Annotated in this window: 30 protein-coding genes, 1 tRNA gene and 2 pseudogenes; 17 read left to right on the top strand and 16 right to left on the bottom strand. The window is 64.5% G+C overall.

What is annotated here, in order from left to right; genetic code table 11:
• Positions 1-65: 65 nt before the first annotated feature.
• The 5 genes from QRQ56_RS02090 to QRQ56_RS02070 all read left to right on the top strand — a co-directional run bounded on the left by QRQ56_RS02090 (position 66) and on the right by QRQ56_RS02070 (position 2,724).
• Positions 66-1,433, top strand: a complete 1,368-nt coding sequence (locus QRQ56_RS02090) for a hypothetical protein (RefSeq protein WP_438737299.1) — start codon at positions 66-68, stop codon at positions 1,431-1,433.
• 110 nt (positions 1,434-1,543) lie between these two features.
• On the top strand, positions 1,544-1,780 hold the full coding sequence (locus tag QRQ56_RS02085) for a hypothetical protein (RefSeq protein WP_438737297.1): 237 nt from the start codon (positions 1,544-1,546) through the stop codon (positions 1,778-1,780).
• Between the two features lie 143 nt (positions 1,781-1,923).
• Positions 1,924-2,295 (top strand): hypothetical protein, encoded by a 372-nt coding sequence (locus QRQ56_RS02080; protein ID WP_438737296.1) that lies wholly within the window; start codon positions 1,924-1,926, stop codon positions 2,293-2,295.
• Positions 2,296-2,298: 3 nt separating this feature from the next.
• Complete coding sequence (locus tag QRQ56_RS02075) at positions 2,299-2,484, top strand: hypothetical protein (protein ID WP_438737294.1); 186 nt, start codon at positions 2,299-2,301, stop codon at positions 2,482-2,484.
• 3 nt (positions 2,485-2,487) lie between these two features.
• Positions 2,488-2,724 carry a DUF6894 family protein gene (locus tag QRQ56_RS02070; RefSeq protein WP_438737292.1) on the top strand — a complete coding sequence of 79 codons (237 nt, stop codon included), beginning with the start codon at positions 2,488-2,490 and terminating at the stop codon, positions 2,722-2,724.
• A 37-nt stretch (positions 2,725-2,761) separates the two neighbouring features.
• On the opposite strand, the gene QRQ56_RS02065 is transcribed toward QRQ56_RS02070, so the two are convergent.
• The 3 genes from QRQ56_RS02065 to QRQ56_RS02055 form a co-directional block, all read right to left on the bottom strand.
• Positions 2,762-2,983 carry a hypothetical protein gene (locus QRQ56_RS02065; protein WP_438737290.1) on the bottom strand — a complete coding sequence of 74 codons (222 nt, stop codon included), beginning with the start codon at positions 2,981-2,983 and terminating at the stop codon, positions 2,762-2,764.
• 52 nt (positions 2,984-3,035) lie between these two features.
• A complete protein-coding gene (locus tag QRQ56_RS02060; RefSeq protein WP_438737288.1) occupies positions 3,036-3,269 on the bottom strand; it encodes a transcriptional regulator in 234 nt (77 codons plus the stop codon).
• Between the two features lie 96 nt (positions 3,270-3,365).
• Positions 3,366-3,575, bottom strand: a complete 210-nt coding sequence (locus QRQ56_RS02055; RefSeq protein ID WP_438737287.1) for a cold-shock protein — start codon at positions 3,573-3,575, stop codon at positions 3,366-3,368.
• A 414-nt stretch (positions 3,576-3,989) separates the two neighbouring features.
• Here QRQ56_RS02055 and rpsU point away from each other — a divergent pair, with 414 nt between their 5' ends.
• Positions 3,990-4,265 carry a 30S ribosomal protein S21 gene (gene rpsU, locus QRQ56_RS02050; protein WP_438740046.1) on the top strand — a complete coding sequence of 92 codons (276 nt, stop codon included), beginning with the start codon at positions 3,990-3,992 and terminating at the stop codon, positions 4,263-4,265.
• A 76-nt stretch (positions 4,266-4,341) separates the two neighbouring features.
• Here rpsU and QRQ56_RS02045 read toward each other — a convergent pair.
• Together QRQ56_RS02045 and QRQ56_RS02040 are read right to left on the bottom strand one after the other, a co-directional pair.
• Positions 4,342-4,472, bottom strand: a pseudogene (locus QRQ56_RS02045) (alpha/beta fold hydrolase); the annotation flags it as partial.
• Positions 4,473-4,886: a hypothetical protein gene (locus tag QRQ56_RS02040; RefSeq protein WP_438737285.1), complete on the bottom strand. Its 414-nt coding sequence runs from the start codon at positions 4,884-4,886 to the stop codon at positions 4,473-4,475.
• Positions 4,887-4,993: 107 nt separating this feature from the next.
• Between QRQ56_RS02040 and QRQ56_RS02035 the strand changes: the two genes are divergently transcribed.
• Both QRQ56_RS02035 and QRQ56_RS02030 read left to right on the top strand, forming a co-directional pair.
• A complete protein-coding gene (locus QRQ56_RS02035; protein ID WP_438737283.1) occupies positions 4,994-5,194 on the top strand; it encodes a LysR family transcriptional regulator in 201 nt (66 codons plus the stop codon).
• On the top strand, positions 5,194-5,916 hold the full coding sequence (locus tag QRQ56_RS02030; RefSeq protein ID WP_438737281.1) for a substrate binding domain-containing protein: 723 nt from the start codon (positions 5,194-5,196) through the stop codon (positions 5,914-5,916). The genes QRQ56_RS02035 and QRQ56_RS02030 overlap by 1 nt, the downstream gene beginning before the upstream one ends.
• A 10-nt stretch (positions 5,917-5,926) precedes the next feature.
• On the opposite strand, the gene QRQ56_RS02025 is transcribed toward QRQ56_RS02030, so the two are convergent.
• Together QRQ56_RS02025 and QRQ56_RS02020 are read right to left on the bottom strand one after the other, a co-directional pair.
• Positions 5,927-6,682, bottom strand: coding sequence for an alpha/beta fold hydrolase (locus QRQ56_RS02025; protein ID WP_438737280.1), 756 nt, complete (start codon positions 6,680-6,682; stop codon positions 5,927-5,929).
• A gap of 117 nt (positions 6,683-6,799) precedes the next feature.
• Positions 6,800-7,936, bottom strand: a complete 1,137-nt coding sequence (locus tag QRQ56_RS02020) for a hypothetical protein (RefSeq protein ID WP_438737278.1) — start codon at positions 7,934-7,936, stop codon at positions 6,800-6,802.
• Positions 7,937-8,257: 321 nt separating this feature from the next.
• Here QRQ56_RS02020 and QRQ56_RS02015 point away from each other — a divergent pair, with 321 nt between their 5' ends.
• Complete coding sequence (locus QRQ56_RS02015; protein ID WP_007602543.1) at positions 8,258-8,503, top strand: zinc-finger domain-containing protein; 246 nt, start codon at positions 8,258-8,260, stop codon at positions 8,501-8,503.
• 20 nt (positions 8,504-8,523) lie between these two features.
• On the top strand, positions 8,524-9,726 hold the full coding sequence (locus tag QRQ56_RS02010) for an FAD-dependent monooxygenase (protein WP_438737277.1): 1,203 nt from the start codon (positions 8,524-8,526) through the stop codon (positions 9,724-9,726).
• Between the two features lie 25 nt (positions 9,727-9,751).
• Here QRQ56_RS02010 and QRQ56_RS02005 read toward each other — a convergent pair whose 3' ends face one another.
• On the bottom strand, positions 9,752-10,180 hold the full coding sequence (locus tag QRQ56_RS02005) for a twin-arginine translocation pathway signal (RefSeq protein WP_438737275.1): 429 nt from the start codon (positions 10,178-10,180) through the stop codon (positions 9,752-9,754).
• Between the two features lie 172 nt (positions 10,181-10,352).
• Here QRQ56_RS02005 and QRQ56_RS02000 point away from each other — a divergent pair.
• Positions 10,353-10,441: transfer RNA gene (locus tag QRQ56_RS02000), tRNA-Leu, on the top strand.
• Positions 10,442-10,507: 66 nt separating this feature from the next.
• On the opposite strand, the gene QRQ56_RS01995 is transcribed toward QRQ56_RS02000, so the two are convergent.
• From QRQ56_RS01995 to QRQ56_RS01975, 5 genes are all read right to left on the bottom strand, one after another.
• The gene (locus tag QRQ56_RS01995) at positions 10,508-10,948 is read right to left on the bottom strand and encodes a hypothetical protein (protein ID WP_438737273.1); all 441 of its coding nucleotides are present in this window, start codon (positions 10,946-10,948) and stop codon (positions 10,508-10,510) included.
• Between the two features lie 6 nt (positions 10,949-10,954).
• The gene (locus QRQ56_RS01990; protein ID WP_438737272.1) at positions 10,955-11,485 is read right to left on the bottom strand and encodes a hypothetical protein; all 531 of its coding nucleotides are present in this window, start codon (positions 11,483-11,485) and stop codon (positions 10,955-10,957) included.
• Between the two features lie 4 nt (positions 11,486-11,489).
• Entirely contained in the window at positions 11,490-12,797 is a 1,308-nt protein-coding gene (locus tag QRQ56_RS01985; protein ID WP_438737271.1) for a hypothetical protein, read from the bottom strand.
• Positions 12,794-13,354, bottom strand: coding sequence for a hypothetical protein (locus tag QRQ56_RS01980; RefSeq protein WP_438737269.1), 561 nt, complete (start codon positions 13,352-13,354; stop codon positions 12,794-12,796). Before QRQ56_RS01980 ends, QRQ56_RS01985 begins: the two co-directional genes overlap by 4 nt.
• 76 nt (positions 13,355-13,430) lie before the next feature.
• Positions 13,431-14,924: a M15 family metallopeptidase gene (locus tag QRQ56_RS01975; protein ID WP_438737267.1), complete on the bottom strand. Its 1,494-nt coding sequence runs from the start codon at positions 14,922-14,924 to the stop codon at positions 13,431-13,433.
• Between the two features lie 329 nt (positions 14,925-15,253).
• On the opposite strand from QRQ56_RS01975, the gene QRQ56_RS01970 reads away from it, so the two are divergent.
• The 5 genes from QRQ56_RS01970 to QRQ56_RS01950 all read left to right on the top strand — a co-directional run bounded on the left by QRQ56_RS01970 (position 15,254) and on the right by QRQ56_RS01950 (position 20,494).
• Entirely contained in the window at positions 15,254-16,000 is a 747-nt protein-coding gene (locus QRQ56_RS01970) for a class I SAM-dependent methyltransferase (protein WP_438737265.1), read from the top strand.
• Complete coding sequence (locus tag QRQ56_RS01965) at positions 15,997-16,425, top strand: glycosyltransferase family 2 protein (protein ID WP_438737263.1); 429 nt, start codon at positions 15,997-15,999, stop codon at positions 16,423-16,425. Before QRQ56_RS01970 ends, QRQ56_RS01965 begins: the two co-directional genes overlap by 4 nt.
• On the top strand, positions 16,388-16,861 hold the full coding sequence (locus QRQ56_RS01960) for a hypothetical protein (RefSeq protein WP_438737261.1): 474 nt from the start codon (positions 16,388-16,390) through the stop codon (positions 16,859-16,861). The genes QRQ56_RS01965 and QRQ56_RS01960 overlap by 38 nt, the downstream gene beginning before the upstream one ends.
• A 34-nt stretch (positions 16,862-16,895) precedes the next feature.
• Complete coding sequence (gene asnB / locus QRQ56_RS01955) at positions 16,896-18,797, top strand: asparagine synthase (glutamine-hydrolyzing) (protein ID WP_438737260.1); 1,902 nt, start codon at positions 16,896-16,898, stop codon at positions 18,795-18,797.
• Positions 18,798-18,988: 191 nt separating this feature from the next.
• A complete protein-coding gene (locus QRQ56_RS01950; protein ID WP_438737258.1) occupies positions 18,989-20,494 on the top strand; it encodes a hypothetical protein in 1,506 nt (501 codons plus the stop codon).
• Positions 20,495-20,502: 8 nt separating this feature from the next.
• Here the strand turns inward: QRQ56_RS01950 and QRQ56_RS01945 are convergent, their stop codons facing one another.
• From QRQ56_RS01945 to QRQ56_RS01935, 3 genes and pseudogenes are all read right to left on the bottom strand, one after another.
• Positions 20,503-21,774 carry a hypothetical protein gene (locus QRQ56_RS01945; protein WP_438737256.1) on the bottom strand — a complete coding sequence of 424 codons (1,272 nt, stop codon included), beginning with the start codon at positions 21,772-21,774 and terminating at the stop codon, positions 20,503-20,505.
• A gap of 35 nt (positions 21,775-21,809) precedes the next feature.
• Entirely contained in the window at positions 21,810-23,123 is a 1,314-nt protein-coding gene (locus tag QRQ56_RS01940) for a hypothetical protein (protein WP_438737255.1), read from the bottom strand.
• A 170-nt stretch (positions 23,124-23,293) separates the two neighbouring features.
• Positions 23,294-23,590, bottom strand: a pseudogene (locus QRQ56_RS01935) (enoyl-CoA hydratase-related protein); the annotation flags it as partial.
• Between QRQ56_RS01935 and QRQ56_RS01930 the strand changes: the two are divergent.
• Positions 23,526-23,678, top strand: a complete 153-nt coding sequence (locus tag QRQ56_RS01930) for a hypothetical protein (RefSeq protein WP_438737253.1) — start codon at positions 23,526-23,528, stop codon at positions 23,676-23,678. The pseudogene QRQ56_RS01935 and the gene QRQ56_RS01930 sit on opposite strands and share 65 nt — an antisense overlap.
• Positions 23,679-23,852 lie beyond the last annotated feature (174 nt).

Genomic DNA, 23,852 nt, shown 5'->3' with positions numbered 1-23,852 from the left:
AACTATTGGTGAATTCTCATCCAGCCGTTATTGCGAGCATGCTCGACAAGCGAGGACGGGACGATTTGAGCATCACCACCGATCAATTGCGCGCGCGCGCCGCGGGCTCGTTTTGGCTGCGTCTGGCGGCGGTGGCCCTGCCCCTGCTGATGATCGCGCCGGCGTTCTGGAACGGCTATCCGCTGTTGCAATGGGATACCGGCGGCTATCTGGCGCGTTGGTATGAGGGTTATCTCGTCCCCAGCCGCTCCACGGTGTTCGGCCTCTATCTGCATTATGGCGAGAGTTTTGGCTTCTGGATCAACCTCGCGGTCCAGTCGCTGGCGACGCTGTGGCTGCTGCAGCTGACGCTGCGCGTGCTCTCGATGATGCAGACCTTCCGCTTCGTCGCCATCAGCCTCTGCCTGATCGTGTCGACCGCGCTGCCCTGGCTTGCGAGCATGCTGCTCACCGACATCTTTGCCGGGCTGTCGATCCTGTCGCTGTTCCTGCTGATTGTGGGCGCTGCGCGGATCTCGACACTGGAAAAGATCTCGCTGTTCGTCTTCACCGCCTTTGCCGCCGCGACCCACAGCGCGACGCTCGGCGTGCTGCTGGGGCTTTGCGCCGTGGGCTGGATGACACGGCCGTTTCTCAAAGCCCGACTTCCGCTCGCCGGCTTGACGCAGGCGAGCCTCACCATCGTCGCGGGCGGGTTGATGCTGGTCTCCGCGAATTATGCGTTGTCGGGCAAGGTTGCATGGACGCCAGGCGGCTACGGCGTCGCCTTCGGCCGCATGATGCAGGACGGCATCGTCGCGCGTTACCTCAACGACCATTGCCCGCGCGAGACATTCAAGCTCTGTCCCTACCGCAACGAATTGCCGGCGACCGCGGACGAATTCCTGTGGGGCAACAGCATGTTCAACACGCTCGGCCGCTTCGAAGGCATGAACGACGAGATGGGTTACATCGTCGTGCACGCGCTCGCCGACTATCCGGCCTGGCAGGCCGGCGCGGCGCTCCGCGCGATGGGGCAGCAATTGCTGCATGTGGCGACCGGCGAAGGCACCAACGGCTGGATCCCGCACACCCGCGGCATCATCGAGCGCTACATCCCCTCGCAGGCCGCGCCGATGCGCGCGGCGCGGCAGCAGCATTGGGGGCTCGATTTCGACTACGTCAACTGGCTGCATGTGCCCGTCGCGCTGGCCTCGATGCTGGCGCTGGTCGCGCTGCTCGCGCATGCGCTGGCGAACCGCCGGCTCGACGACCTGACATTGCTGGCGGCAACCGTGACGCTGGCGCTGCTCGGCAACGCCTTCATCTGCGCAGTGATCTCCGGCCCGCACGACCGCTACGGCGCGCGGATGGTGTGGGTCGCGACCTTCGTGGTCCTGATGGCGCTGACACGGCGGTTCGGCGACGACATCAAAGCGCGCGATGATTTGTAAATGCTATATCTGCAGATCAAGATGGCCAGATGACAAGTTCCCGGTCATGCCGGCCGGACCGAGCCACAAACTAAACCGGACAAGCCGGCGTTGATCTGCTAACTTCGGGAATGACAAAATTCCTTGCCGTCGTCCTGCTGACAACCCTCCCTGCTTTCGCACAAACAGAACAGCCCACCGGCAAGCTGCCGCTGTCGGACCGCGAGCAGGTCAAATCCGATCGTGCGAAGGCGGCTGAAGAGGAGAAAAGCTCCACGGCAGCCCGCCCCTGGGACCGCGACGCCGAGGGCAAGAGGCCATGGGAGCGGAAGAACAGTTTGCCATCCGCCGCAAACCCGAAGCCATGACCGTCGCGGCCGGCTTCACGGGGCAGCCCCCTGCGCCGGAGCGTCGCGTCGAACAAGGATGATTTGACTTAGGAACGCATCGGAAGCCCGGTGCTTGTCATACGCCCCCCTGACGGGGTGCGTTGCGGCAACCAACGGATTTCATGAGGAAGCAGGCGAACAAGCCCCATCACACACGGACCGTTTGTTTTCGGCCTTCTCAATCCCTGCTGGAAGCCGTCACGGCATGGATGGCGCATCAAAACGATCTTACGAGCTTGTCCGACGCAATCGGCCGTCTGGTCGAACTGGGACTTGCATCCGACACCCACGGAGATCGGCAGAAGCGGCGCGCCCGGAAAATGGCCGGCGACGCCATCGATGGCATGAGCGACATGGCGACGACAGCAAACGACCGCGCAAGCCGAAAGCGCGATCTGATCGAAGGCCCCGAAGAGTTCGACGGGGTGCGCCTCGATCGGCCGAAAAACAACAAGCGCGGTCAGGCCTCCCCGCTAACACATGACGAGGGATAAGCTATGAAGCAGCCTTATCGAACACCCGCGATCAGCGCGGCCAACAAGTTCTTCAAGCAGACGCCGGAAAAGATCTCCACCGATTACGAGAAGGCCGAACTGGCCCTCTACACCAACATGGAGCGGCTGAAGGCTGAACGTCTGGCACGAGAGGCCGAGCGGCGCGCGCAGCGCGACGTGAAGCAATAGGCCGTGTCCCGATTTTACTTCGACATCCGAGACGGGGCGGAGCTCGTCATAGACGAAGAAGGCCTGGATCTGCTCAGTCAGCGGGCTGCCGAGATCGAGGCCGCGCTTTCTCTCGCCGATATTGCCAGAGGACTCGATCCGCTGGCGAGCAGCGAGGGCCTCGCCATCGAAGTCAGGGATACCAACGGCCCCGTTGTCCGCGCGACATTGGTTCGGGAGAAAAAGGGGCTCATCAACTAGACATTCCGGAATTGCCGGAGTGCCCGTGCTGAACTCTTCAAAGCATCGAGAGCACGACGATTCCGTCTTCGAGCTCGCCCGCAGCAAGACGCGCCCGAGCCCGACGCTCGAACTCCGTTCGGTTCTTCTGGAGGTAGCTCAAGGCCTGCTTCTGCGTGTTGAATGTCGTGGCAAGCCGGCACAATTGCCGGTGTGCGCCGGAAGCGAGAAAGAAGGTGATGGTTCCGTGTTCCGGCTTGATCCTAGGCACGATCTGCAATCTCCGGCATGTTGATCGGCCCTTCGAACTTCGCCGGCAGGATTGAGCCCGACTATCGCGCCCGCTTTCCTGAACGCTTCTTGAGCGCCGGCGCAGGCGGCCGGAGAGCTTCATCGGCTTCCTTGGCCTCGCGGGCCTCCCGGAGGCGCGCCATGTTCTTGCGAACCTCGATGCCTTGCTTTTCGACATCAGCCAACGCCCGCGCGCCCTCTTCGGCGGCGAGGCGCTTGCGTTCGAACCGCGCGACGCTTTCGGGTGACGGCTCCGCGGATTTCTTCGTCGTCATCGCTCACCGGCTCCGCAAACGACTAAACCCGCTCAATCCTGGGATTGAGCGGGCAAGGCAACCGTTTCAGTACATCCGTGAAACGGCCCCACGATATCAAGCCAGCGAGAGGTTCTCAGCGCTGACTTTGCCTCGCATCTTGTCTGTCTTGGCTTCGAAATTGACCTTCTGGCCCTCTCCGAGACCCGAAAGACCAGCTCTTTCGACGGCGCTGATGTGAACGAACACATCGTTACCACCGTCGTCGGGCTGAATGAATCCGAAGCCCTTTTGGCCATTGAACCACTTGACCGTACCTGTCGCCATTTTCTTCTCCAAAGCGCGCAAGCGCATTCCGCCTGACAATCAGGCAGCTATCTTCAACTTCGTCGATGTCTTTGGAAAAGGAGCCCGCGGGCGCATTCAACAAGGCACAGCGGCTAATCGAGCAAGAAACAATATATACCACCTTCACGAGTTTGCAAGGCGCAAAGTCGGCTTGTTTCCCGAAAGCACCTGTTCCAGCAACGAGTTCGCCGGTCGAGAGCCGGGCGTTATCGATTGACAGGACTGCACGAGGGTGGTCACGTCCGCGCAACGCATCTGCTCGTCGTAGCAGACAGTTGGCGCGTCCAAGCGGCGACGAACGTCGCCGCACCATTCTTCGAAAATCGCAATGAAAGCTCCTGCGCAATTGGCTGCCAGCAGGATGTGTCGCACGCGCAGCCGAGGAGGATCAATTTGCACGTACTCGTCAGAGACAACAATGTTGAGCAGGCGCTTCGTGTTCTCAAGAAGAAGATGCAACGCGAAGGCGTCTTCCGTGAAATGAAGCAGCGCCGCTCCTACGAAAAGCCGTCCGAGAGGAAGGCTCGCGAAAAATCCGAGGCCATTCGTCGCGCCCGCAAGCTCGCCCGCAAGCAGGCGATCAGGGAGGGGCTGCTGCCCGCACCGCCGAAGAAGAAGCCCTTCGAGCGGAAGGCGCCACTGCCCGAGATCAAGGCGAAGGCGGAGTAGCGGCAAACGTCGTCGCGCGGGTGCCTTACGCCAGAGCGTTGTGTTCGCATCTCGGCAACGTCGTCGTCCAGGCCCCTCACTCGCGCCGTGACAAAAACTCCAATACGCCGCTCTTGTAGAACTTGTCGCCGACGCGCGCATGTGATCGCGGTTGGGGATGTCGAGCACTTCCGAACCCGAAATGATGGCGCCGAGCGCGCCGGCACTTCACGTCGCCTTGGCGAGCGCGAGCAGCCGGAAATCTTCGAGCGCCGCGTGCCGATGCGGAGCAACTTCGCGCCGGTAGGTCTCGGTTTCGACGATCGCGCGGAAGGTGGCGAAATCGCCGTATTCATTGATCGCTGCTTCATCCCAGCGTTCGACTGGCGAGCCGACGACGCTCGCGAGGACCGGCACGGAGAACATCCGCACGAGCGGCTTGCCGGCTGCGAGATGCCGGAATGCCGGCCTGTAGCGTTCATTGAAGGCTTCACGACCCGAGCAGGGCGCGGCGTCGAATCCGTCCTCGTAACGCGCCTGCGCGCGATAGCGCAGCAAATTGAGCATGTAGAACGGCTGGCCGGGTGGAATCGCCCGCTCCGCGGCGTCGAGAGCTTGCAGGGTGATTTCGATGAGGTTCATGGGAGGTCCCGCGTTTCCAGCGGCGCAGAATGCGCGCTGACGTCCCCGATCTAGCCGTGGGGGACCGGCTCTTGTAGTGACGGCGTAGCCATGATTGTGTGGACTGCATGTCCACAACAACGTTGCCTCCCGATCTCTCGCGTCTCCTCGCCTTCGTTCGCGTCGTCGAGGCGGGCTCCTTCGCCGAAGCTGCGCGGCGGGCGGGGACGACCACTTCTGCGATGTCCAAAGCGGTCGCCCGCTTCGAAAAGGCTCACGGGTTGCGGCTTTTGCATCGCTCCACCCATTCGTTGGCGCTGACAGGCTGATGACGGCAGGACGCGCGTTGGTCGAAAGCCTCGCCCGTGTCCAATCCGCGCTCGGCGAAGTCGTGCGCGACGATGGCGGTCGAGTGCGCGTGACCGCCCCCGCCTCGTTCGCGCGCGCATGCATCCTGCCGCGACTGCCCGCGTTCCTGCGAGAACGGCCGGAAATCGAGATCGAGGTCAAATTCCGCAACGAGATTCTCGATCTCGCGGCGGAAGGCGTCGACGTCGCGATCCGCTCGGGGCCCCTCGACCGCGCGCCCGGCCATCAGGCGCGGCGGCTTTGCAACTTCTCCTGGATCGCTTGCGCCTCGCCCGCCTATCTGAACGCGCGCGGCGTGCCGGCCACTCCATACGAGCTTTCCTCGCACGACCATGTCGGCTTCCGGAATCCTGCGAGTGGTCAGATCCTGACCTGGCGCTTCGCCGACCCGCGCGGCAAAGCACCCATTCGCGTCACGCCCAAGCCTAAGCACATTTGCGACGACGCACACGCTTCGCTCGCTTTGGTCGCGAACGGGTTTGGGATCGGCTGGGGACCGGCGTGGCTCATCAACGAAGATCTTCGCACCGGCCGGCTGGTCGAAGTGCTGGGGCCCTGGCGCGCGCCTGGGGAACCCCTATGGATGCTGCGCGCCTCCGGCCGCCGCCCGCCCCTGCGCACTCAGCGCGTGATATCGTTCCTCACCACGCTTCCCGCCGCGTTCAGCGACAAGGCGGTGTGAGCATCGGCCGTCACCCGCGGCGGGAGAGGAAATCCAGCACGCCTGATTTGTAGACCTTGTCGCCGACCGCGCGCATGTGGTCGCGGTTGGGGATGTCGAGCACTTCCGAACCCGGAATGATGGTGCCGAGCGCGCTGGCACTTCCCGCGACATCGTCGGTCGAGCCAACCGCGATCAACACGGGCACGTCGATGCGCGCGGCCTCGTCCTTCGTCATGAGATCGCGCGTACCGCGGAGGCACGCGGCGAGCGCGCGGCGGTCGGAGCGGGTCTGGTCGGCGAAGGCGCGAAAGGTGCGGCCGACGGGATCGGTGACATCGTCGAGCCCAGGCGCTTCCAGCGCCAGCGCGACGTTCTCGCCGGGACCGGTGCCCTCGATCAGGCCGCCGATGCCGATGCCGCCGAGGATCGCCGAGCGCAGGCGCTGCGGCTCGTTGAGGCCGAGCCAGGCCGTCATCCGCCCGCCCATCGAATAGCCCATGATGTCGGCCTGCGGGATGGCGAGATGATCCATCAGCGCAAGCACGTCGCCGGCCATCACGGGAATCGAATATTGCGCGGGCTCGTAGAGCTTTGCGCTTTCGCCATGGCCGCGATTGTCGAGCGCGATGACGCGGCGGCCGTTCTTGCGCAGCTCCGAGACCCAGGTCGGATAGACCCAGTTGACGTTCTTGCTCGAGGCAAAGCCGTGCACCAGGATGATCGGCTCGCCCTCGCCTTCATCGAGATAGGCAATTTCAACGGCGCCGTTGTGAAAGCTCGGCATCATCAGTTCCGTGAGATCTTGTGGGGGACAGGTCGATCTTAGAGCACGGTCCGGAAAACAGTGCAGCGGTTTTCCGGCAACATCGTGCTCAAACAATAGCCCGAAGCGCGGCGCGCCTCAGGCCGTCGCGGCCGCATCGGCCAGCGCGGCGTCGGCCGCGATCCGGGCCCGGCGGAGCCGGCGCGCCCTCTTGCGATCGCACCAGGCCTGGGTGAGGCGCTCGGTCGTGGCCTTGATCGAGGAGAGAAGGCCGAACAGCGTCAGCGCCGCGCCGAACAGCCACATCGTCAGATCGAACGCCCCGCCGATCAGCAGCAGCGCGCCGCGGCCGAGCAGCTTCATGATCGCGCGCGTCTTGCCGCCCTGCGCCTCCGCGAGCCGCGCCGCGCGTGCGACGTCCTTCGGGCCCTCGGAGATGCGCAGCGTATCCATCGCCCCGCGCGTGCCGGTCTTCTCGGCAACGCGCGTCACGTCCTTGCCGAGCCGCACCAGCGCGCCGGCCTTCTCGGCCCGGAACGCGGCCTTGATCGCGCCCACCGTCTCGCCTGGGCGGAACACCGAACCCTTGGCGACCGCGTTCTGCAGCATCGGCGCGTCCACGACCTCGCGCGCGGAGCGGCCGGCCCAGACGGCGAGCCCCTCGCCCAGCCGACCGACTTTCCGCGCGTCCTTGACCAACGTCAGTCCGGCCCGCACCGGCGCCGCGCCACCGACGGACACATAGGTCGCCGCCGTGACCGCAAGGCCGGCAGCCGCAAGACCGAGCACGAGGCGATCGGTGTCCTCGCCCATGGCCAGATGCTTGCCCTCGCGCACCACGTCGCGGATGTCGCCGATCACGAAGAGATCGCCGGCCACCGTGCCCGAGAGGCTCGCAACGTCGTCGGCATTGCCGGTGACGAGGCCGGTGGCGAAGCGCTTGGCAAAGTGCGAGGTCGAACCTTCGGTCTTGACCGCGTCGCCGACGCGGCTCAGGAGGTCGTCAGGCAGCGCGATGTTGCGGTCACGCGCCAGCGCGACAAAGCTGTCGGCGAGATCGGCATCGCCAGCGGCGAGCGCGGCCTCGATGTTGTCCTGAACCAGGCGGTCGTTCTGTCGCAGCAATGAATCGAGCTTGAGCTCGGAGAGCGCGGCCGGGTCGTCCTGGGCGGCGAGGATCGCGCCGGCCTCACGGGCGTGCGGTGCTACCTGCGCGAGCATGAAGCCGCAGGCCACGATACCGGTCAACGCTGTGCTGATTCGCAGCCACTTCATGTGGAAAGGCCAGATTTGGAGCGCCTTGCGGTCCCTGAGATCGATGGCGCAGGATGATTCGTCTTTCGACGCAATTTCGCTTCTCCACAGACATAGTATGCCAAAATTGCGACACAACGTCCCCGACGAAAGAAGGGCTTCTCTCAGGCCGCAAGATTGTGTCGAATTTGCATGAGCAAATGAGCATGGGGCAATTGCGGGGCTTTCGGTTCCGCTGGACTAGCAATCATCTGCACCCGCCAGTATGGTCCGCGGCGCCTCAAAATGCCGCGTCAGTTTTTGATTGCGTCTGCCGCCATTGCCACTCCAGGATGAACTACGATGTCCGACCATGTCGTCCCGCACTTCCATAACGATGCCGGTGTCCCCGTCATCGAGATCGGCTCGCAAGAGTTCATGTGCGTAGGCGCCAACCCTCCGTTCGATCATCCGCACGTCTTCCTAGACCTTGGCAACGACAACGAGATCATCTGCCCCTACTGCTCGACGCTGTACCGCTTCGCGGCCGACCTGAAGGCGGGCGAAGCCCGCCCGCCGGAATGCGTGCTGAAGGACAAGGTGGCCTGACCGCGTCCACCGGTTAAGGGGTGGCGCTCTCCCGAACGATCGTCATCGCCGGTGCCGGCATCGGCGGCCTGACGGCTGCGCTCGCCCTCGCCGCCCGCGGCTTCCGCATCGTCGTACTGGAGAAGGCCGAGCGCCTCGAGGAAGTCGGCGCCGGACTGCAGCTCTCCCCCAATGCCAGCCGCGTGCTGGTCGAGCTCGGCCTCGCCGAGCGCCTCAAGCTGCGCGCCGTGGTCCCGGAGGCGGTCTCGATCATGAGCGCGCGGGCCGGTGGCGAGCTGCTGCGCATGCCGCTCGGTGAAGCCGCCTCCGCGCGCGCCGGCGCCCCCTATTGGGTGGTGCACCGCGCCGACCTGCAATCGGCGCTGGCCGGCGCCGTGGCCGACCATCCCGACATCGACCTGAAATTGGGCGCGACCTTCGAGGACGTCGCCCCCCACGCCAAGGGGCTGACGGTGGTCCATCGCAGCGGCACGATCCGCCGCAGCGACCTTGCCAGTGCGCTGATCGGCGCCGACGGCATCTGGTCGACGGTGCGCCAGCATCTGTTTCCCGAGGTGCAGCCGCGCTTCTCCGGACTGATCGCCTGGCGCGGCACGCTGGATGCCACGCAGCTGCCGAAGGACTACACCGCGCGGCGGGTGCAGCTCTGGATGGGCCCGAACGCCCATCTCGTCGCCTACCCGATCGCGGGCGGGCGCCAGATCAACGTGGTCGCGGTGCTGCCGGGCACCTGGAACAGGCCGGGCTGGAGCACGCCCGGCGATCCCTTCGAGGTGATGGACGCCTTTGCCGGCCCACGCTGGCCGCCGACGGCGCGCATGATGCTCGCAACGGTCGACAGCTGGCGGAAATGGGCGCTGTTCGGCGTGCCGGACGGCTGCCCCTGGAGCAAGGGTCCGGTGGCGCTGCTCGGCGATGCCGTGCACGCGATGCTGCCTTTCGCCGCCCAGGGCGCCGGCATGGCGATCGAGGATGCCGCCGTGCTCGCCCGGCATCTGAGCCTCGAAGCCGCCGAGAGCAGCGCGGGCATCGCCGCGGCGCTGACACAATACGGCCGCGCGCGCCAGGCGCGGGTGCGGCGGGTGCAGCGGACCGCGCGGCAGCAGGGCCGCATCTATCACCTGAGCGGGCCGTTTGCCGCTGCGCGCGACCTTGCGATCCGCGCGCTCGGCCCGGACCGCATGCTGGCGCGGCAGGACTGGATCTACGGCTGGCGGCCTTGAGACGACGCGCCGCGGGCGCGGCGCCTCAGCGGGCTGCCCTGCCGGATTTCGATGCGGGCTTGGCGGGGGCTGCCGGCGACAACGGCGTGGGGGCCGGCGTCGCCTCGGGCGGCGATTCCCGGCATCTGTTGCGGCGCCAGGCGTCCTCGGCCAATTGGGACTGCCCGCGCACCGCGATATAGTCGTTGCGATAAGCGAGCTCGGACACCACCGCGCCACCGGCGCCGGTCTCGGCCTTCTCCATCAAGGCCCGCAAGTCGTCAGTGCGCTTGGCGAGCGCCTTGCGCTCACCCTCGAGCTGCTTGCAATCGTATAATTCGTAGCGGGCGGGATCGGCAAAGGCCGGCGCGATCGTCTCGCTCATGCCGGCGCAGCCGGACAGCGCGGCGCCGGCCACAAGCAGCGCGAGGAGCGCGCCAGTGCCGCGCAGGGAAGAGGATAACGAAGCAGCCATGCCGGATGAATAGTCCCGTTGGATTGAGAATGCCTAAAGCAACACCTGGTGTCCGGATTGAGGCTTTGCCTTGAGCGCCCGGCTCGCTTAAGGAAGAACGTCCCCGGCTCACGCAAAGCACCAATTCCAAACGCCCGGGGATGGACTTAAGTGTTTGATCTCGTTGGATCAAGCGGGCATGGCGGAATTGGTAGACGCAAGGGACTTAAAATCCCTCGGTGCGCAAGCGCTGTGCCGGTTCGACCCCGGCTGCCCGCACCACGAGAATTGACGGCACCCGGCGCTGGAGGCAGCGATCACGAGGCCATTCATGGCCCCGGCCGCACCTCAGCTTGCGCCCAGCACAGTCAATTCGAGGCTCTCGAGCTTGAGAGGCCGGACCAGGATGTTGAAGCCGAAATAGACGGGTCCGGTCGCGTTGTCGGGCAGCTTGACGATCGTGTGGCAGCCGATCGGGAAAGGCTTGGTTTCTCCGCCGTCCGGTGTGGTCGGTCCCTTGAGCGTCGCCGAGCTGCCGCCAATCCGGCCGATCAGTGCTCCGACCGCACAATCGGTGAGGATCAGCCGATCGTCCGGGAAGGATTGCCCGATCAACCCGTCCGGTCCGCAGGCAGAAAGCCCCGCCATCGCGGTCCACTTCCCGATCGCCCTGAACCTCAGATATTTGAGCGCAGGATCGAGCACGTCCAGGGCGACAGTCCAGGCTGCAACCATGTCCTGTGCAGCCAGATCGATCTTCTTGATCTCAGACCAGTTGAGGGTGAGCATGTTGCCTCACAAATCGCACTTCGTCGCCAATCTCAATTCCTTGGTGGTCGTTTCATCCTTCAGCGCCTTGGCCGCCATCTCGCCGGCGCCGGAATTGGGCAATTCAACCATGGCTATGCATCGGTTGTTATTCTTGTCCTTCTCGCAACGCACCGCCTGGACGGTGACGGCGCCGTAAGCCGTGGGTTTCTTGCCACAAAGCTGCGGATTGCTGCCCGCGTTCAGCACGCCGGACGCCGCCGAGCGATCGACGCTGACGAGAAGCGACAACTTACCTTGCGCGCCGTCGAGCAGGTTCGGCTGATCGCCGAGGTCCGCGGCAGAAACCGTTGCGCCTTGCGCGAGGCCATTCGCAGCGACGACGTATCGACCGTCATACCCGGAGTAGCTGAGGTCAGCCGGCAACAAATACGTGTTCGGTGGAAGAAAGCGCGACGCCACGGGGCCTTGAGGCTTTCCATAGACGACCAGGAAGAGTGTCCCGATCAAGACGAGGAGACACCACGCGACCATCGGAATGAGACGTGAAATCTGCATGGCGTCACTGGGTCTTTGGTGGGAGGTAGACGAGGTCGGTCGTTCGGCCGTCCTTTTCGGCGCCGAGGATCTGCTCCCACAGCAGCCGCTCGCCGCTGCGCGAGGTGGGCTGCGGAAGCCCAAGCATCTTGAGCACGAGCAGCCGGTGTCGATCGATGGTGGATTTCACGACGTCGCCAAATGCGAGCTGGTTCTCGAAGACCAATTCGTAAAAGAACGTGAGCAACATGGGAGTTGCCGCGCCGATCGCCAGGAACAGCCAGGCGGGGCCGCCGCGCACGAGCAGCGTCGGCAACCATATCGCCGGGACCGTGAGGATGAGAACCCAGGACAGAACGGCAAAGTCCGACTGCGCTCTTGCATTCTCGATCGACGTCAATATGGGGTCGTCCGCCTTCTCCGCCTTGATGGCAACGAGCAGACGTGGCCAGAGGAAATCGAACTGCGCGCAATACACGTCCTCGGCGTAGCTCTCCACCACGTATCGCGCGTCTCCGATCAACGTCGCGCGAGGATTCTTCAGAGCTGCGGCGATCCGCACCCGCTCCTTGATGATCTCGTGAGCATAAAACGCCTCCCGACAAGCCGAACTCAGAACATCCTCGAATTGGTTCGCGAGATCCCCGGTGCGGTCGCACAGCTTGGCTGCGGCGGCGTCGAGTGTGGCGGGGGCGATCAGGCGGGCGAGCTCGCGCTGGTCGGGATTGTTGCGGGTCAGCATCGTGCGCACCGCAGCCTCCGCCGCGCGTACGGCCTCGGCCATCAATTGACGCTTGTCGATCGCCGTCCTTGCGGCTTTGAGAGAGGCGGCTGCGGCGTCAGCGACCTGGGAGTCGGGCAAGCCAGCGAGGCGTTCTGCGTCCGCATACGCCGTTCGAAACGGACTATCGGCAGGACTATACTGCTCCAGCATCGTGTGGAGCGCTCCCAAATCGTCAAGGCGTGCCTGGATCGTCCTCTCCAGGATATTCGCTTCGGTGCGGCGCATGCCGCGAAGCCAGTCGTGAATCTCCACCGGCAGGAGAGTTCCGTCGAGCAACCCGCGAAAGCGCGGCATCAGCGGCATGACTGCGTAGGCGACGATGACCAGGCCGAGGACGATCACGATTCCCGTGGTGGCAAACTGGGCGGCATCGAGGCTCCCCGACAGGCTCAGGGTCGCGCCGAATACCGTGATCGGGCCGACCGCCAGGGTGGCGATCACCAGATGAATGACAGCAATCAGCGCGACGGGAAGAAAGGCCGCGAACCAGAAGGTTCGCGACAGGAAGCCCTGGAGCGCGGTGTAGACCGAATTGAACGCGCCGATCACACGATGCCCGCCTGGCTGCAAGTGACCGGCTTGCCGTGGGGTTTGTTGCAGACCCCGGGTACCCTGACCTGATCCGGTTCGAAACTATGGACGGGTTCGCCCGCGCATTTGCAGATGGTCAGGCTCTTGGCGAGGTGGCCAGCGAGAACCTCGGACGAGGTCACGATCACCGCCCCCTCGGGACCGATCTCCTCGACGAGGTAGCGCGGCTCCTTGCCACCGTCCTTGGCTGTCAGAAGCGAGCGAAATCGATCTTCCTCCGGGAAAGTCAAAGACGGCCACGATCCCGGCGGTCCAAACCTGTCGGTTGCCGTGACTGGAGGTGCTCCCAACGCAACCCTCGGGAGGGTCGGCTCCACCTCGCCGATCTCCACGCTCCTTGGGTCCTTGCCTGCATCAAGAGCGTCGTTCATGGCTTCGAAAATGTCACCGGCAGTGACGACCCTCGATCCATGACCGTCACCGACGACCACGGCCCGCGTTCCGCCCCTGATCTTGTCGAGCGCCTCCGGAAGTGAAAGCGTCGGCTTCACGCGCGCCAAAACAATCCGCTGCATCGAAAGCCCCTCCCGGAACTCAGTGCTGTCACGATCAAACGTTCTGCGCCGCTGACGATTTCAGCGCACACCGGGCCTATTTCAAAACCTTTTTCTTCGCCCATTCCCGGATGCGCTCCTCCGAGACTTCGAAATGCATGGTGTCGTTGAAGCCGACACCCGAGTACCAACCCATCTTGTTGAAAAGCGGAATGAGCAGCGCGATGAACGCCGGCACGGATCCGCCGGTGTTCGCTGGCGCGTCGAAGCCGACGACCTTGAAATCCACTGCCGTTCCCCAGGCGTGGTTGGAGACATGGGTGCTGACCGAACCATTGGTCGGCTTGCGCATGCGCACGCTGAGCATGCCTTCGGTCGACAGCACGTTTTCGAGATCCGGCTCCTGCGCGAAAGCTTTCGCCAACACAGCTTTCACGTCGTCGATTGCCGGCTTGATGCCGGTGAGGCGAAACAGCGGGGACATCCGCTCCAGCACCAAGTTGCGCTTGACGAGATCGGATGCGCGCTCGTTCTGTCCGACGGTCGTGAGCGGCATATGAGGCGAACCGAGGAGCGAGATCATCGTCTCCTCCTTGGCGCTCGAGAGCCCATTGTTGATCGGCAGCAGAGTGGAAAGACGGACCGGTGCCGAAAAACGGCGGGCAAGATCCGCACGGCTCGGCGTCGCGGCCGCGCCGAGCCCCCGGGCGGCAGGCCCGGCTGCTCCGATCGCCGGTGCATCGACGATTCGTTCCACGGCCTGCAGCAATTCCTTGCTCGCTGACCGCATCTGGGCGGCACGATTGATGATCGGCCCCCAATGTCCCGCCTCTTCCCGCAGGCCCAGCGCAGCGATCTCGACCACCATGGCCGGACATTCCTTGCTGAGCTTTTGAAAGGAAAAGCCCGAGGAGGCGGGATCGCCGAAATTTTCGCGGTCGCGGTCGTTCTCGCGCGGACGCATATCCACCTCGAATATCTCGCGGAGCCCCTCGCCGGGATGGTCCTGATAGTGGTGGAAGACGTCGAGCAATTCGGCGCGCGGCGCAACGAGGTCGAAGCTCATCTGGAACAGGCCAGCTTCGGCCGTGTCGGCAGCTCGATTGTTGGCGCTCCGATCGCGTCCTTCGCAAAAGCGCCCGCTGCTCTCCCGCATGCCCAGACCGAGCAGCAGGACGTACAGGGCTCGCAAGCGCTCGACCGCGGTCGCCGTGCCCATGCCGATGGCCCTCAACTGGTCGCTGTACCAGCTTAGAGCATCTCCCTTGAGATGGCCGTGGGACTGGAATGCAGGTTCCAAGGGGCGCGCCATGCGGTCCGCGACGGGATCATGCGCCTGCAATCGCGCGTAGGCCGACGCGTAAGCCACCGCCATGCCTTCGGTGTAGCCGATGCAGGCCACGCCGCGATTTTTCCAGTCATATCGCGCGATCGCCGACATCTTTGCAGCGGTGATGACCTGGGGCGTGACGTCGGCCACCAAGGGTGCGGCATCGGACAAGGGGGCAAGGAGCTCGAAGCGATGATCCTGCCCATCCAGGTTCACCACGGATGTTTTTGATGATGGCTTGGGCTTTTGCTTTTTGGTCATGCAATCCTCCAGCAGCCGCCACGACCGGCGGCCTTCAAAAAAAATGCTCGACAATCAACGCAACGTGTAATGGTAACTTCTGGCAATAATCATCATTAGTACGGCGCCGCCACGGAGCCGTCAACCTCAGCGTGTCACACGATCTCGTCCGTCGCCGATCACGGTTCAGACACCAAGCCTCGGCCCCAAGCCTCGGCCGAGCGCGACGCCGCGCCTCGCCTAGCGCCGTGAACTTTAAGGCGATTGTGCCTCACATGTCCTTGAGAAGTCGGGCGCTCGCTGCTAACCCGGGCACGAACAAGGCGTAAGGCTCCAAGGCTTAAGGGTCCATGGCTCAAACCTCCTTTCCCGCCCAGTCGACGACGGAAGGCCTGAAAGTCGGGGCTGACACGTATTCGAGCGCGATCGCCGACGCGCAGAATTACATGAACTGGGTGATTGACCAGTTCCGTCCCTATCTGAAAGGCAAAATCGTCGAGGTCGGGTTCGGGCATGGGCTCTACAGCAGAGTGCTCGGAGAGCTCGGCGAGTATTGCGGCGTGGACCACGACCGCGAAAGCGTCGAACGCGCCAGCATGGCGATGCCCGACCGCAAGTTCGCGGTCTGCGACATTCTCAGCCGCGACCAATTGAGTTCCCTGTTTCCTGAGGGCGTCGATGCGGTCTTCACCATCAACGTTCTCGAGCACATCGAGGATGACGCCACCGCCGTCGCCAATCTGGTGCGGGTGCTCAAGCCCGGAGGGCATCTGCTGATCAGCGTCCCGGCCCTGATGCTGCTCTACAACGATCTCGACCGCCTCGCGGGGCATTGCCGCCGCTACACCACGACACGCCTCGCCAAGCTGCTCGCCGATCAACCGGTCGAGCTGGTCCGGCTGAATTACTTCAATCCGATCGGCGGGCTCGGATGGCTTGCCAACCGCCTGAAGCGCCATCAGTCGCTGAACGACGACGCCGTCAACGGACAGATCGCCCTGTTCGACAAATATGCCGTGCCGCTGTCGCGGGCGCTCGATCCACTCTCGCGCGGCTTCTTCGGACAGTCCGTCACCTGCATTGCACGCCGCTTATGATTTCAGTCGTCATTCCCGCGCTCAACGAGTGCAACGGCATCGTCGAAACCATCGCACGAGCGAAGGCGACTCTCGAGAGCGCTCAACTCACCCCATACGAAATCGTCATCGTCGACGATGGCTCGGTGGACGGGACCGGCGCGCTCGCCGAACAGGCCGGCGCCAAAGTGCTGAGGCATCCGCACAACATCGGCTATGGCCGCTCGCTGAAGGATGGCATTCGCGCCGCGACATACGACACCATCATCATCAGCGACGCCGACGGGTCCTATCCGATGGAGGCGATCCCGGCCCTGGTTGCCCGCTTCAACCAGGGTTTCGACATGGTCGTCGGCGCGCGGACCGGGCCGAACTACCGCGAGTCCAGGCTGAAGTCGCCGCTGCGCCGTGCTGAAGGCGATCGTCGAATTCACGGCGAACCGTAACATCCCCGACATCAATTCCGGCCTGCGCGTGTTCGGCAAGCAGGTTGCGATCTCCTATTTCGAGCATGTCAGCGACCTCTTCAGCTTCACGACGTCGCTGACCCTCGCCTACATGATGAACGCGAAGTTCGTCGACTACATCGACATCGACTACAAGGAGCGGATCGGCCGCTCCAAGGTGAACCTGTTCCGCGACTCCATCCGGACCCTGCAATACGTCCTGGAGGCCTGCACCTACTACAATCCGCTGAAGATCTTCGTGCTGCTGGCGATGATGTGCATGGCGCTGGCGCTGGTGTCGCTGATCGGCGGCATCATTCTGCAGCTCGTCAGCGCCTTCGTCCTCGGCGTCGGCGCGATCCTGCTCAGCATTCTCGTCGTCGCGATGGGACTGCTCGCGGTGCTTCTGAAGCAGATCATGAACCAGCGGCCATGACCTCCCTCGGCAAGGGAACGCACAAGGGAACGCGATGTGCGGGATAGCGGGCATCTTTCATCGTGACGGCCGTCCCGCCGAGGCCCGTGCGGTCGCGGCGATGTCGGCAGCGCTGGTTCATCGCGGGCCGGACGGCGAGAGCAGCTGGCTGGACGGTCCCGTCGGCCTCGCCCATCGCCGGCTCGCCATCCGCGATCTCTCCGATGGCGGGCGCCAGCCGATGCTTGATGCGTCGGAGCGCATCGTCGTCACCTACAACGGAGAGATCTATAACGACCAGGAATTGCGCAGCGAGCTCGAGCGATCGTTCGGCTTCCGGTTTCGCAGCAGCTGCGACACCGAGATCCTTCCTTACGCCTACCTCGCCTGGGGCGAGGCGATGTTCGAGCGTCTGGAGGGCTTCTTCGCGATCGGCCTGTGGGATCGGAAGGAAGGCCGCCTGATCTTGGCGCGCGACGGCATCGGGATCAAGCCGCTGTATTATTCCGAGAGCGGCAGCCGCGTGCTGTTCGCCAGCGAGATCAAGGGCGTGATTGCGAGCGGCGACATCGCCGCGCGGATCGACCCGGCATCGCTGCACACCTATCTCGCCGCGGGTCATCCGGGAACGCAGCGAAGCCTGTACCACGAAATCAAGCAGGTGCCGCCCGGCACGATGATCGCCTTCACGGATCGCGAGCGGACCGAGCGGCGCTTCTGGCGGCCGATGCGCGCGCCCGGGATCCACGACCTCGACGAGGCCGTCGCCCGCCTGCAATCGACGATCGAGACCGTGGTGAAGAGCCAGATGGTGAGCGACGTGCCGCTCGCCGTGCTGCAGAGCGGCGGCATCGACAGCTCGCTGATCAGCCTGACGCTCGGCCGGCTCGGATTGAAGCCGCCTTTGTTCACGGCCGGCTTCACCGAAAAGAGCCATGACGAGACCGCGGTGGCCCGGCAGATCGCGGCGACCGCAGGCCTGCCGCTCCACGTCATCGATGGCGAAGCCGGCGAAGGCGCCGAGACCGCGCTGCGCGCCGTGGTCTACCATTTCGACGGCCAATGCGCCGACACCGGCGCGCTCGGCTTCTATCATCTGGCCGGCGCGGTCCGGCAGCACTGCACGGTCGTGCTGTCCGGCGATGGCGGCGACGAGTTCTTCGGCGGATATGAAACCTATGCCGCGACCATGATGGCAGAGCGTGTGCGCCATTTCGTTCCGCGTCCGGTCGCAGGCCTCATTGGCCGGACAGCCTATGCATCCGTGCGCGGCAACGAGACGCGGCTGCCGGCGGCAGCCCAGCTCGCCCGCTTCGCGCTCGGATTGGGTGAAGCCGGCAACAGCCCTCATTTGCAATGGCGGCGCCTCGTTCCGCGCTTTCTCGCCGAGACAATCTATGACGGCGAGATGGCCGATCTCGCCTCGACCGATCCGTTCGCCGAATATGCCGAATATTACGCCGAGCCGCATGCGAACGTGCTCGACCGCGCCCTGATCGCCGATCAGCGCTTCCATCTGCAGAGCGTGCTTGCGAAGGTCGATGCGATGAGCATGGCGCATTCGCTGGAGGTGCGCGTTCCGATCCTGGACCGGCGGGTGATGGACCTCGCCGGCACGATCGACACCGCGCTGCTCAATCCCTGGCCGAAGGGAGCGCCGAAATACGTGCTGCGCAAGCTCGCCGAGCGCCTGGGCATGCCGCACGACGCCGCGTGGTCACGCAAGCGCGGCTTCAACGTGCCCATCGCGCAACTGATGCGCGGCGGCTTGCGGACCATCTGCGCGCGCGTGCTCGACCGGGATGCCGATGTGTTCGCACCGTTCCTGAAGCCCGACGCGATCCGGCTGCTGTGGAAGGAGCATCTCGACCGCAGAGCCGACAACGCTTTCGCATTGTGGCCGATCCTCACCATGGGAATCTGGCTGCTGGGGCTCGCCTGCCCCGCGCCACGCTGAGCAGACCAGGCGATCCTCCCCGGGGGCGCGCCGCGCAGGCAAGGGTTCGTTTACCAAGACGGCCTGCCGCATGCGGAACCCGCCCTGCGCTGGCCGCCTTTACCCCACCTTAGAGCGTCTGCCGCTAAAGCGAACAGAGACCCAGGGACCTGCAGGGCCTGGAGCGGCTGGCTGCGATGGTGAGAGCTCCGATGGACGCGCGCGAAGATTGGTCCCGGTCCGGGATTGGCGACGCACAAGCCGCGTCCGGACGATACCTCGACGGCGTCGAGGTCTACGTCTTCCTGATCGCCTTCCTCACCGTGTTCTATCTGTCGAACGGACCGCTGCTGCTCGGCCATTACGATCTCGGCTGGCATCTCGCCGCCGGCGACCTGATCAGGCAGCAGGGCGAAGTGCCTTTCCAGGATCCGTGGGCGTTCACCCTCGGCGACCGGCGCTGGTACAATCTGTCCTGGCTGTGGGACGTGATGGCGAGCGTGCTGTATCAGCACGCGGGCTTTGGCGGGATCGTACTCATGGTCGTCGCCTGCGGCGCGGTCATCACCGGCTATCTCACGTTCTGCGGCCTGAGCAGCGGCGCATCGGCCCCCGCGGTCTGCATCGCGGTGTTCGCCGCGTGCCTGCTCTATCCCTGCTACGAAGCCTCGCCCAACATGTATCTGGCGGCTTCTCCGAACATCGCGACCATGCTGTTCGCCGTCGTGTTCTACGGCGAATGCCTGCGGCGGCGGCATTGGTTCCTGCTGCCGCCGATGATGGTCGCCTGGGTCAACCTGCACGGCGGCTTCATGCTCGCCTTTCCGATCCTCGGCGTGTTCGCCGGCATCGCCCTGCTGCGACGGGACTGGACGAACTTCCGGAATTACTGCCTGGCGGGCGTGGGCTGCGTCATCGCCATCTTCGTCAATCCGCTGGGATGGCATGTCTATGACGGCGTGAGGGCGACGCTCGGTCACTTCGTCCAGGCAGACATCGGCGAATGGCGATCCTACTTCTTCAACATGGAGCTGCCGGGGAGCCTTCCCGGCATCGTCTATGCGCTGGCATTCGTCGTCCTGGAGCTGCGCTTCCGCAACAGCACGCGCGTTCCCCTCGAGGCGCGCGTGCTCGCGTGGCTCTTCCTGTTTCTCGGCCTTTACCAGTTCAGATACACCGCGTTCTTCTTCATCTTCTCCAGCGTCCCGATGGCGCTCCACATCGACCGACTGCTGCCGAAGCGCTTCTCGAGCTTCGAGGTGCGGCGCGCGATGCTGGCGGCGGGCGTGGTCGGCATGCTGCTGCTGCCCTTCACGTTCATGCAGGTGCGGCCTGCCCTGGCGCTGCCCGACATGCTCTCGGAGGAGGACGCCCGCTATCTCGAGGCGCACGTCTCGCACGCGCGCCTCCTGAACCACTGGAACGTCGGCGGGCTCCTGATCTTCAGGACGCGGGGATCAGTGCCCGTGTTCGTCGACGGACGGGCGGCGACCGCCTATCCGGACGAGCTGCTGCGCGATTATCTCAAGCTGGTCCGCTGGGACATCGATGCGGCTACCTGGGACAAGGTGCTCAGCAAATACCAGATCGATGCGGTGCTCTGGGTCAGGGCCCATGATCCGCTGCGGCAGTTTCTGGTCGGCGAGAGAGGCTGGAAAGAGGACTACACCGGCGCCTATGTCAGCCTCTACACCCGGCAACAGGCCCCGGCCCGGTAGGATCGGGTCTACTGAGGCGCCGCATCGCCCGAAGGTTCACGCGGCAGCAGCAGCCAGAAGCTGATCAGCGCGAAGGCGAGCTGGCCAAAGCCGCTCACGAAGATGCCCGAGACCGATGCCAGAACCGGGATCGCGACCGCGACCGTCAGCACGGCGGCCATCAGGACCGCAGGCAGGTCGACGACGAGAACGGCGGCGTAGAGCGCCACCTCGAAGAAGGCATATTCCTTCAGCCTGGGCGCGCAGAGATAGAGCGCGTACATCGCGAGCACGGTGACGCGCATCGCCTTTTCGGGATGGCTGACCAGCCAGTCGTCGAGCATTTGAAGCGGCGAAGCTTTGCGCGCCGGGCGCCACCTCCCGATCATTTTCCACACCGCGATCGCAAGCGGCGCGAGCACCAGCGCGAGCGCGAACAGGCCATAGATCACGGCGACCGCGGGCTTGCTGGCGGCAAGCCCGAAGCCGTCCGCGAGCGTCAGCGCGAGAAAGAGCAGCGACGGATTGACTTCATTGCCCGGCGAATGCTGTCCGGGGATCTGGCCGAAGATCGCGCTCAGCCAGCTCCTGAACAGGTCCGGGTAGATCGCGAGCGAGGCCAGGATCGGGAGGACGAACATGCCGCCCGCGACGGCGATGAGGAGAAGCTTGCGGCCTCGCGGCTGCGGCAGGAAATAGAGCGCGGCAAGAACCGGGAAGAACACCAGCTTGAAAGAGGTGACGAGGCCGAGCAGCGCGGCGCCTGCGAGCTGCGGTGCGAGGCTCGCTCCGGCGCCCTGCCCCGATGGCGCTGGGCGCAGCAGCAGGGCCAGCGATGCGGCCGTCAGCAGACCACTCAGGGCTGCGAAATTGCCGGTCGCGACGATCCACTGGAAGCCGACGAAGCCGCCAAACGCGCACAGGATCCGCAGCGCGATGTCTCTCATGCCCGGCCGGGACTTGCCGAGACCGGGCAGCAGCAGCGCAGAGATCAGCGTGAGAAGGAGAAAGACCGGCTTGTGGTGCGCGACGAGGAAGCCGCCGGCGCAGACCGGCCGAAACGCGTCGAGCGTCACCGGAAGATAGGGATAGGAGAGCTTGGTGTCCTTCAGGTTCTTGACGAAGTAGGGATCGAGCCCCTGGACATGCGCATCGACCGCCGCACAATTCACCCTCGCATCCCAGCCGAACGTCTCGTCCATGCCCATATCGATGGCGACCAGCGTTGCGACCAGCACGGCCAGCGCCAGGATGAAGCGGGTCATCCAATTGCTCCCCGGCATCTCGGTGGCAATGGCCATTTGTTTTCCGCCTCCCGCGGACACGGCGATGTCAGTCACGGCTTGGCGCCCTCCATCTCGAGGCGTGTCGGCTCCGCGCGAAAATCCAGCAGCAGAATCCAGAAGCAGATCAGCGCGGCGACGAGCAGGATGAAAGTCCCCTCGAGCGTCGTTCTCGTCAGCGAGATCAGCGCGGGCGCGATCAGGCCGACGCTGAGAAAGGCAGCGAGCGGACGGGCCGGCAGGTCGACGACCAGAATGGCTGCATAGAGCGCGAGCTCGAAGAAGGCATATTCCTTCAGCCGCGGCGAGCAGAGATAGAGCGCAAACATCGCGAGCACCGTGATGCGCATTGCCGCGCGAGGATGATCCGTCAGCCAGCGATCGAGCTGCGACGGACGCGATCCGCCTTCTCTCACGGGACGGCTCGCGGTCACGCGCAGGACCGACAGGGCGAACGGCACGAGCACGAGCGCGAGCGCGGCGAGCGCATAGGTCGCGAGCACGACCGGCCTGCCGTCGATGCCGGCGTGATGCATCAGGTTCTGCGCGAGCAGCAGCAGCGACGGATTGATCTCCACGAGATCGACCGCGTGCTGGCCCGGAATTCGTCCTCCGATCGCAAGCAGCCAGCTCGCGAACAGATCGGGGTAGAACAGCCACGATATCAGGATCGGCAAGGCGAAGCTGAATGCCGCCATCGCGATCAGCAGCAGCTTGCGCCCGCGCGGCAGCGGCAGAAAATAGAGCGCAGCCGGGACCAGGAAGAACACCAGCTTGAACGACATCACGAGACCGAGCAGCGCAGCACCGGCAAGGCGCAAGGCAAAGCTCGGGTCCTGCGCCGCACCGGCGGCCGGCAGTCGAAGCAGGAGCATCAACGCGATCGCGGTCAGCACGCCACTCAGGATCGCGAAATTGCCTGATACGTGCACCCATTCGAAACCGACGAAAGCACCGAGCACGCACAGCACCCTCAGCGCAACGTCGCGCGCGCGCGTTCGGCCGAGCCCGGGCCGGAGGACCCCGCAGAGCACGGCGAGAACGAAATAGAGGCCCATATAGTGATCGACGAGAACGCCACCCGCGCAGACCGGGCGGAACACGTCCAGCGTCACCGGCAGATAGGGATAGGAGAAATTGGTGCCCTTCAGGTTCTTGACGAAATAGGGATCGAGCCCCGCTGCATGCGCATCGACCGCCGCGCAATTGACGAGAAGATCCCAGCCATATCTGAGATCGAGCAGGGCATAGTTGGCGAGGTTGCCGAACACGACCAGCGCGGTGAGCGCGATCAGGCAGGACAGCCAGATCCCCCGCCTCGCGGCCGGGACGGCCGAAGGCCCCAACCATCGTGCTGCATCGGTCACGTCGGACACCGCGAAAATACCTGTCTTCCTGGGTTCCCGGGGCGCGAGGGGCGACGCGGGTCAGGCCACAATGGACAGGATGGGTTGCGGATTCATCTCCCCGGCGCGCCGTGCCCGCTGATATGGTGAATCCCTGGTTGCCAGCCTCCGCGAAAGATTCCGCAGGCCTTTTACCGGGAGGCGCGGGCGGCCAGCCAGGCATCGAGCGCCTCGCGGGTGTCGTCCGTCGCGGCCATGCGCGCGAACTGCTCGCTCTCGATGGCAAGGCCCTCCGCGATCGAGACGTTGAGGCCCCGCGTGGCGGCCGTGATGACCCGGGCGACCGCCTGCTGGGAATGCCGCGAGATGCGGTCCGCCAGTGCGAAGGCGGTGTCCAGAAGCTGCGCATGCGGCACGATGCGGTTGACCAATCCCATCTCCAGGGCTCGCTGCGGTGAAAAGGAATCTCCGGTCAAGAGGTACTCCAGCGTGCTGATCCATCGGGATCTCGACTATGTCGACACCGCCGGACGCCTGGCGCGCAGCCTGGTCGAGCAGACGGGCAAGCGCGGCTGATTGCGGGACGCGGCCGCCCAGGGCCGCAACTTCACCAATTCTTGTCCGCCCGCCGGCCAGCCATCCCGAAACATGGGTTGTGCAATGCAGCATAATCGATGGATAAAGTCGCTCGATTTCAGAAGGTGAGCTGCTTGTCCGACGTCAATGCCGACTCCTGGGTGTCCTCCGGAC

Source organism: Bradyrhizobium sp. U531, from assembly GCF_051710265.1.
Taxonomy (GTDB): Bacteria; Pseudomonadota; Alphaproteobacteria; order Rhizobiales; family Xanthobacteraceae; genus Bradyrhizobium.
The sequence above is the reverse complement of the archived record's forward strand: the minus strand, read 5'-3'. Positions and strand labels throughout refer to the sequence as shown.

Excerpts from the sequence above, each read along its gene's own strand:
- QRQ56_RS02040 (WP_438737285.1), bottom strand. The coding sequence starts at position 4,886 with ATGAACCTCATCGAAATCACCCTGCAAGCTCTCGACGCCGCGGAGCGG.
- QRQ56_RS01950 (WP_438737258.1), top strand. The coding sequence starts at position 18,989 with ATGGACGCGCGCGAAGATTGGTCCCGGTCCGGGATTGGCGACGCACAA.
- QRQ56_RS01995 (WP_438737273.1), bottom strand. The coding sequence starts at position 10,948 with ATGCTCACCCTCAACTGGTCTGAGATCAAGAAGATCGATCTGGCTGCA.
- QRQ56_RS02075 (WP_438737294.1), top strand. The coding sequence starts at position 2,299 with ATGAAGCAGCCTTATCGAACACCCGCGATCAGCGCGGCCAACAAGTTC.
- QRQ56_RS02080 (WP_438737296.1), top strand. The coding sequence starts at position 1,924 with ATGAGGAAGCAGGCGAACAAGCCCCATCACACACGGACCGTTTGTTTT.
- QRQ56_RS02085 (WP_438737297.1), top strand. The coding sequence starts at position 1,544 with ATGACAAAATTCCTTGCCGTCGTCCTGCTGACAACCCTCCCTGCTTTC.
- QRQ56_RS01970 (WP_438737265.1), top strand. The coding sequence starts at position 15,254 with ATGGCTCAAACCTCCTTTCCCGCCCAGTCGACGACGGAAGGCCTGAAA.
- QRQ56_RS01945 (WP_438737256.1), bottom strand. The coding sequence starts at position 21,774 with ATGGCCATTGCCACCGAGATGCCGGGGAGCAATTGGATGACCCGCTTC.
- QRQ56_RS01990 (WP_438737272.1), bottom strand. The coding sequence starts at position 11,485 with ATGCAGATTTCACGTCTCATTCCGATGGTCGCGTGGTGTCTCCTCGTC.
- QRQ56_RS02030 (WP_438737281.1), top strand. The coding sequence starts at position 5,194 with ATGACGGCAGGACGCGCGTTGGTCGAAAGCCTCGCCCGTGTCCAATCC.
- asnB (WP_438737260.1), top strand. The coding sequence starts at position 16,896 with ATGTGCGGGATAGCGGGCATCTTTCATCGTGACGGCCGTCCCGCCGAG.
- QRQ56_RS02060 (WP_438737288.1), bottom strand. The coding sequence starts at position 3,269 with ATGACGACGAAGAAATCCGCGGAGCCGTCACCCGAAAGCGTCGCGCGG.
- QRQ56_RS02005 (WP_438737275.1), bottom strand. The coding sequence starts at position 10,180 with ATGGCTGCTTCGTTATCCTCTTCCCTGCGCGGCACTGGCGCGCTCCTC.
- QRQ56_RS02035 (WP_438737283.1), top strand. The coding sequence starts at position 4,994 with ATGTCCACAACAACGTTGCCTCCCGATCTCTCGCGTCTCCTCGCCTTC.
- QRQ56_RS01980 (WP_438737269.1), bottom strand. The coding sequence starts at position 13,354 with ATGCAGCGGATTGTTTTGGCGCGCGTGAAGCCGACGCTTTCACTTCCG.
- QRQ56_RS02025 (WP_438737280.1), bottom strand. The coding sequence starts at position 6,682 with ATGCCGAGCTTTCACAACGGCGCCGTTGAAATTGCCTATCTCGATGAA.
- QRQ56_RS02020 (WP_438737278.1), bottom strand. The coding sequence starts at position 7,936 with ATGAAGTGGCTGCGAATCAGCACAGCGTTGACCGGTATCGTGGCCTGC.
- QRQ56_RS01975 (WP_438737267.1), bottom strand. The coding sequence starts at position 14,924 with ATGACCAAAAAGCAAAAGCCCAAGCCATCATCAAAAACATCCGTGGTG.
- QRQ56_RS02015 (WP_007602543.1), top strand. The coding sequence starts at position 8,258 with ATGTCCGACCATGTCGTCCCGCACTTCCATAACGATGCCGGTGTCCCC.
- QRQ56_RS02055 (WP_438737287.1), bottom strand. The coding sequence starts at position 3,575 with ATGGCGACAGGTACGGTCAAGTGGTTCAATGGCCAAAAGGGCTTCGGA.
- QRQ56_RS01965 (WP_438737263.1), top strand. The coding sequence starts at position 15,997 with ATGATTTCAGTCGTCATTCCCGCGCTCAACGAGTGCAACGGCATCGTC.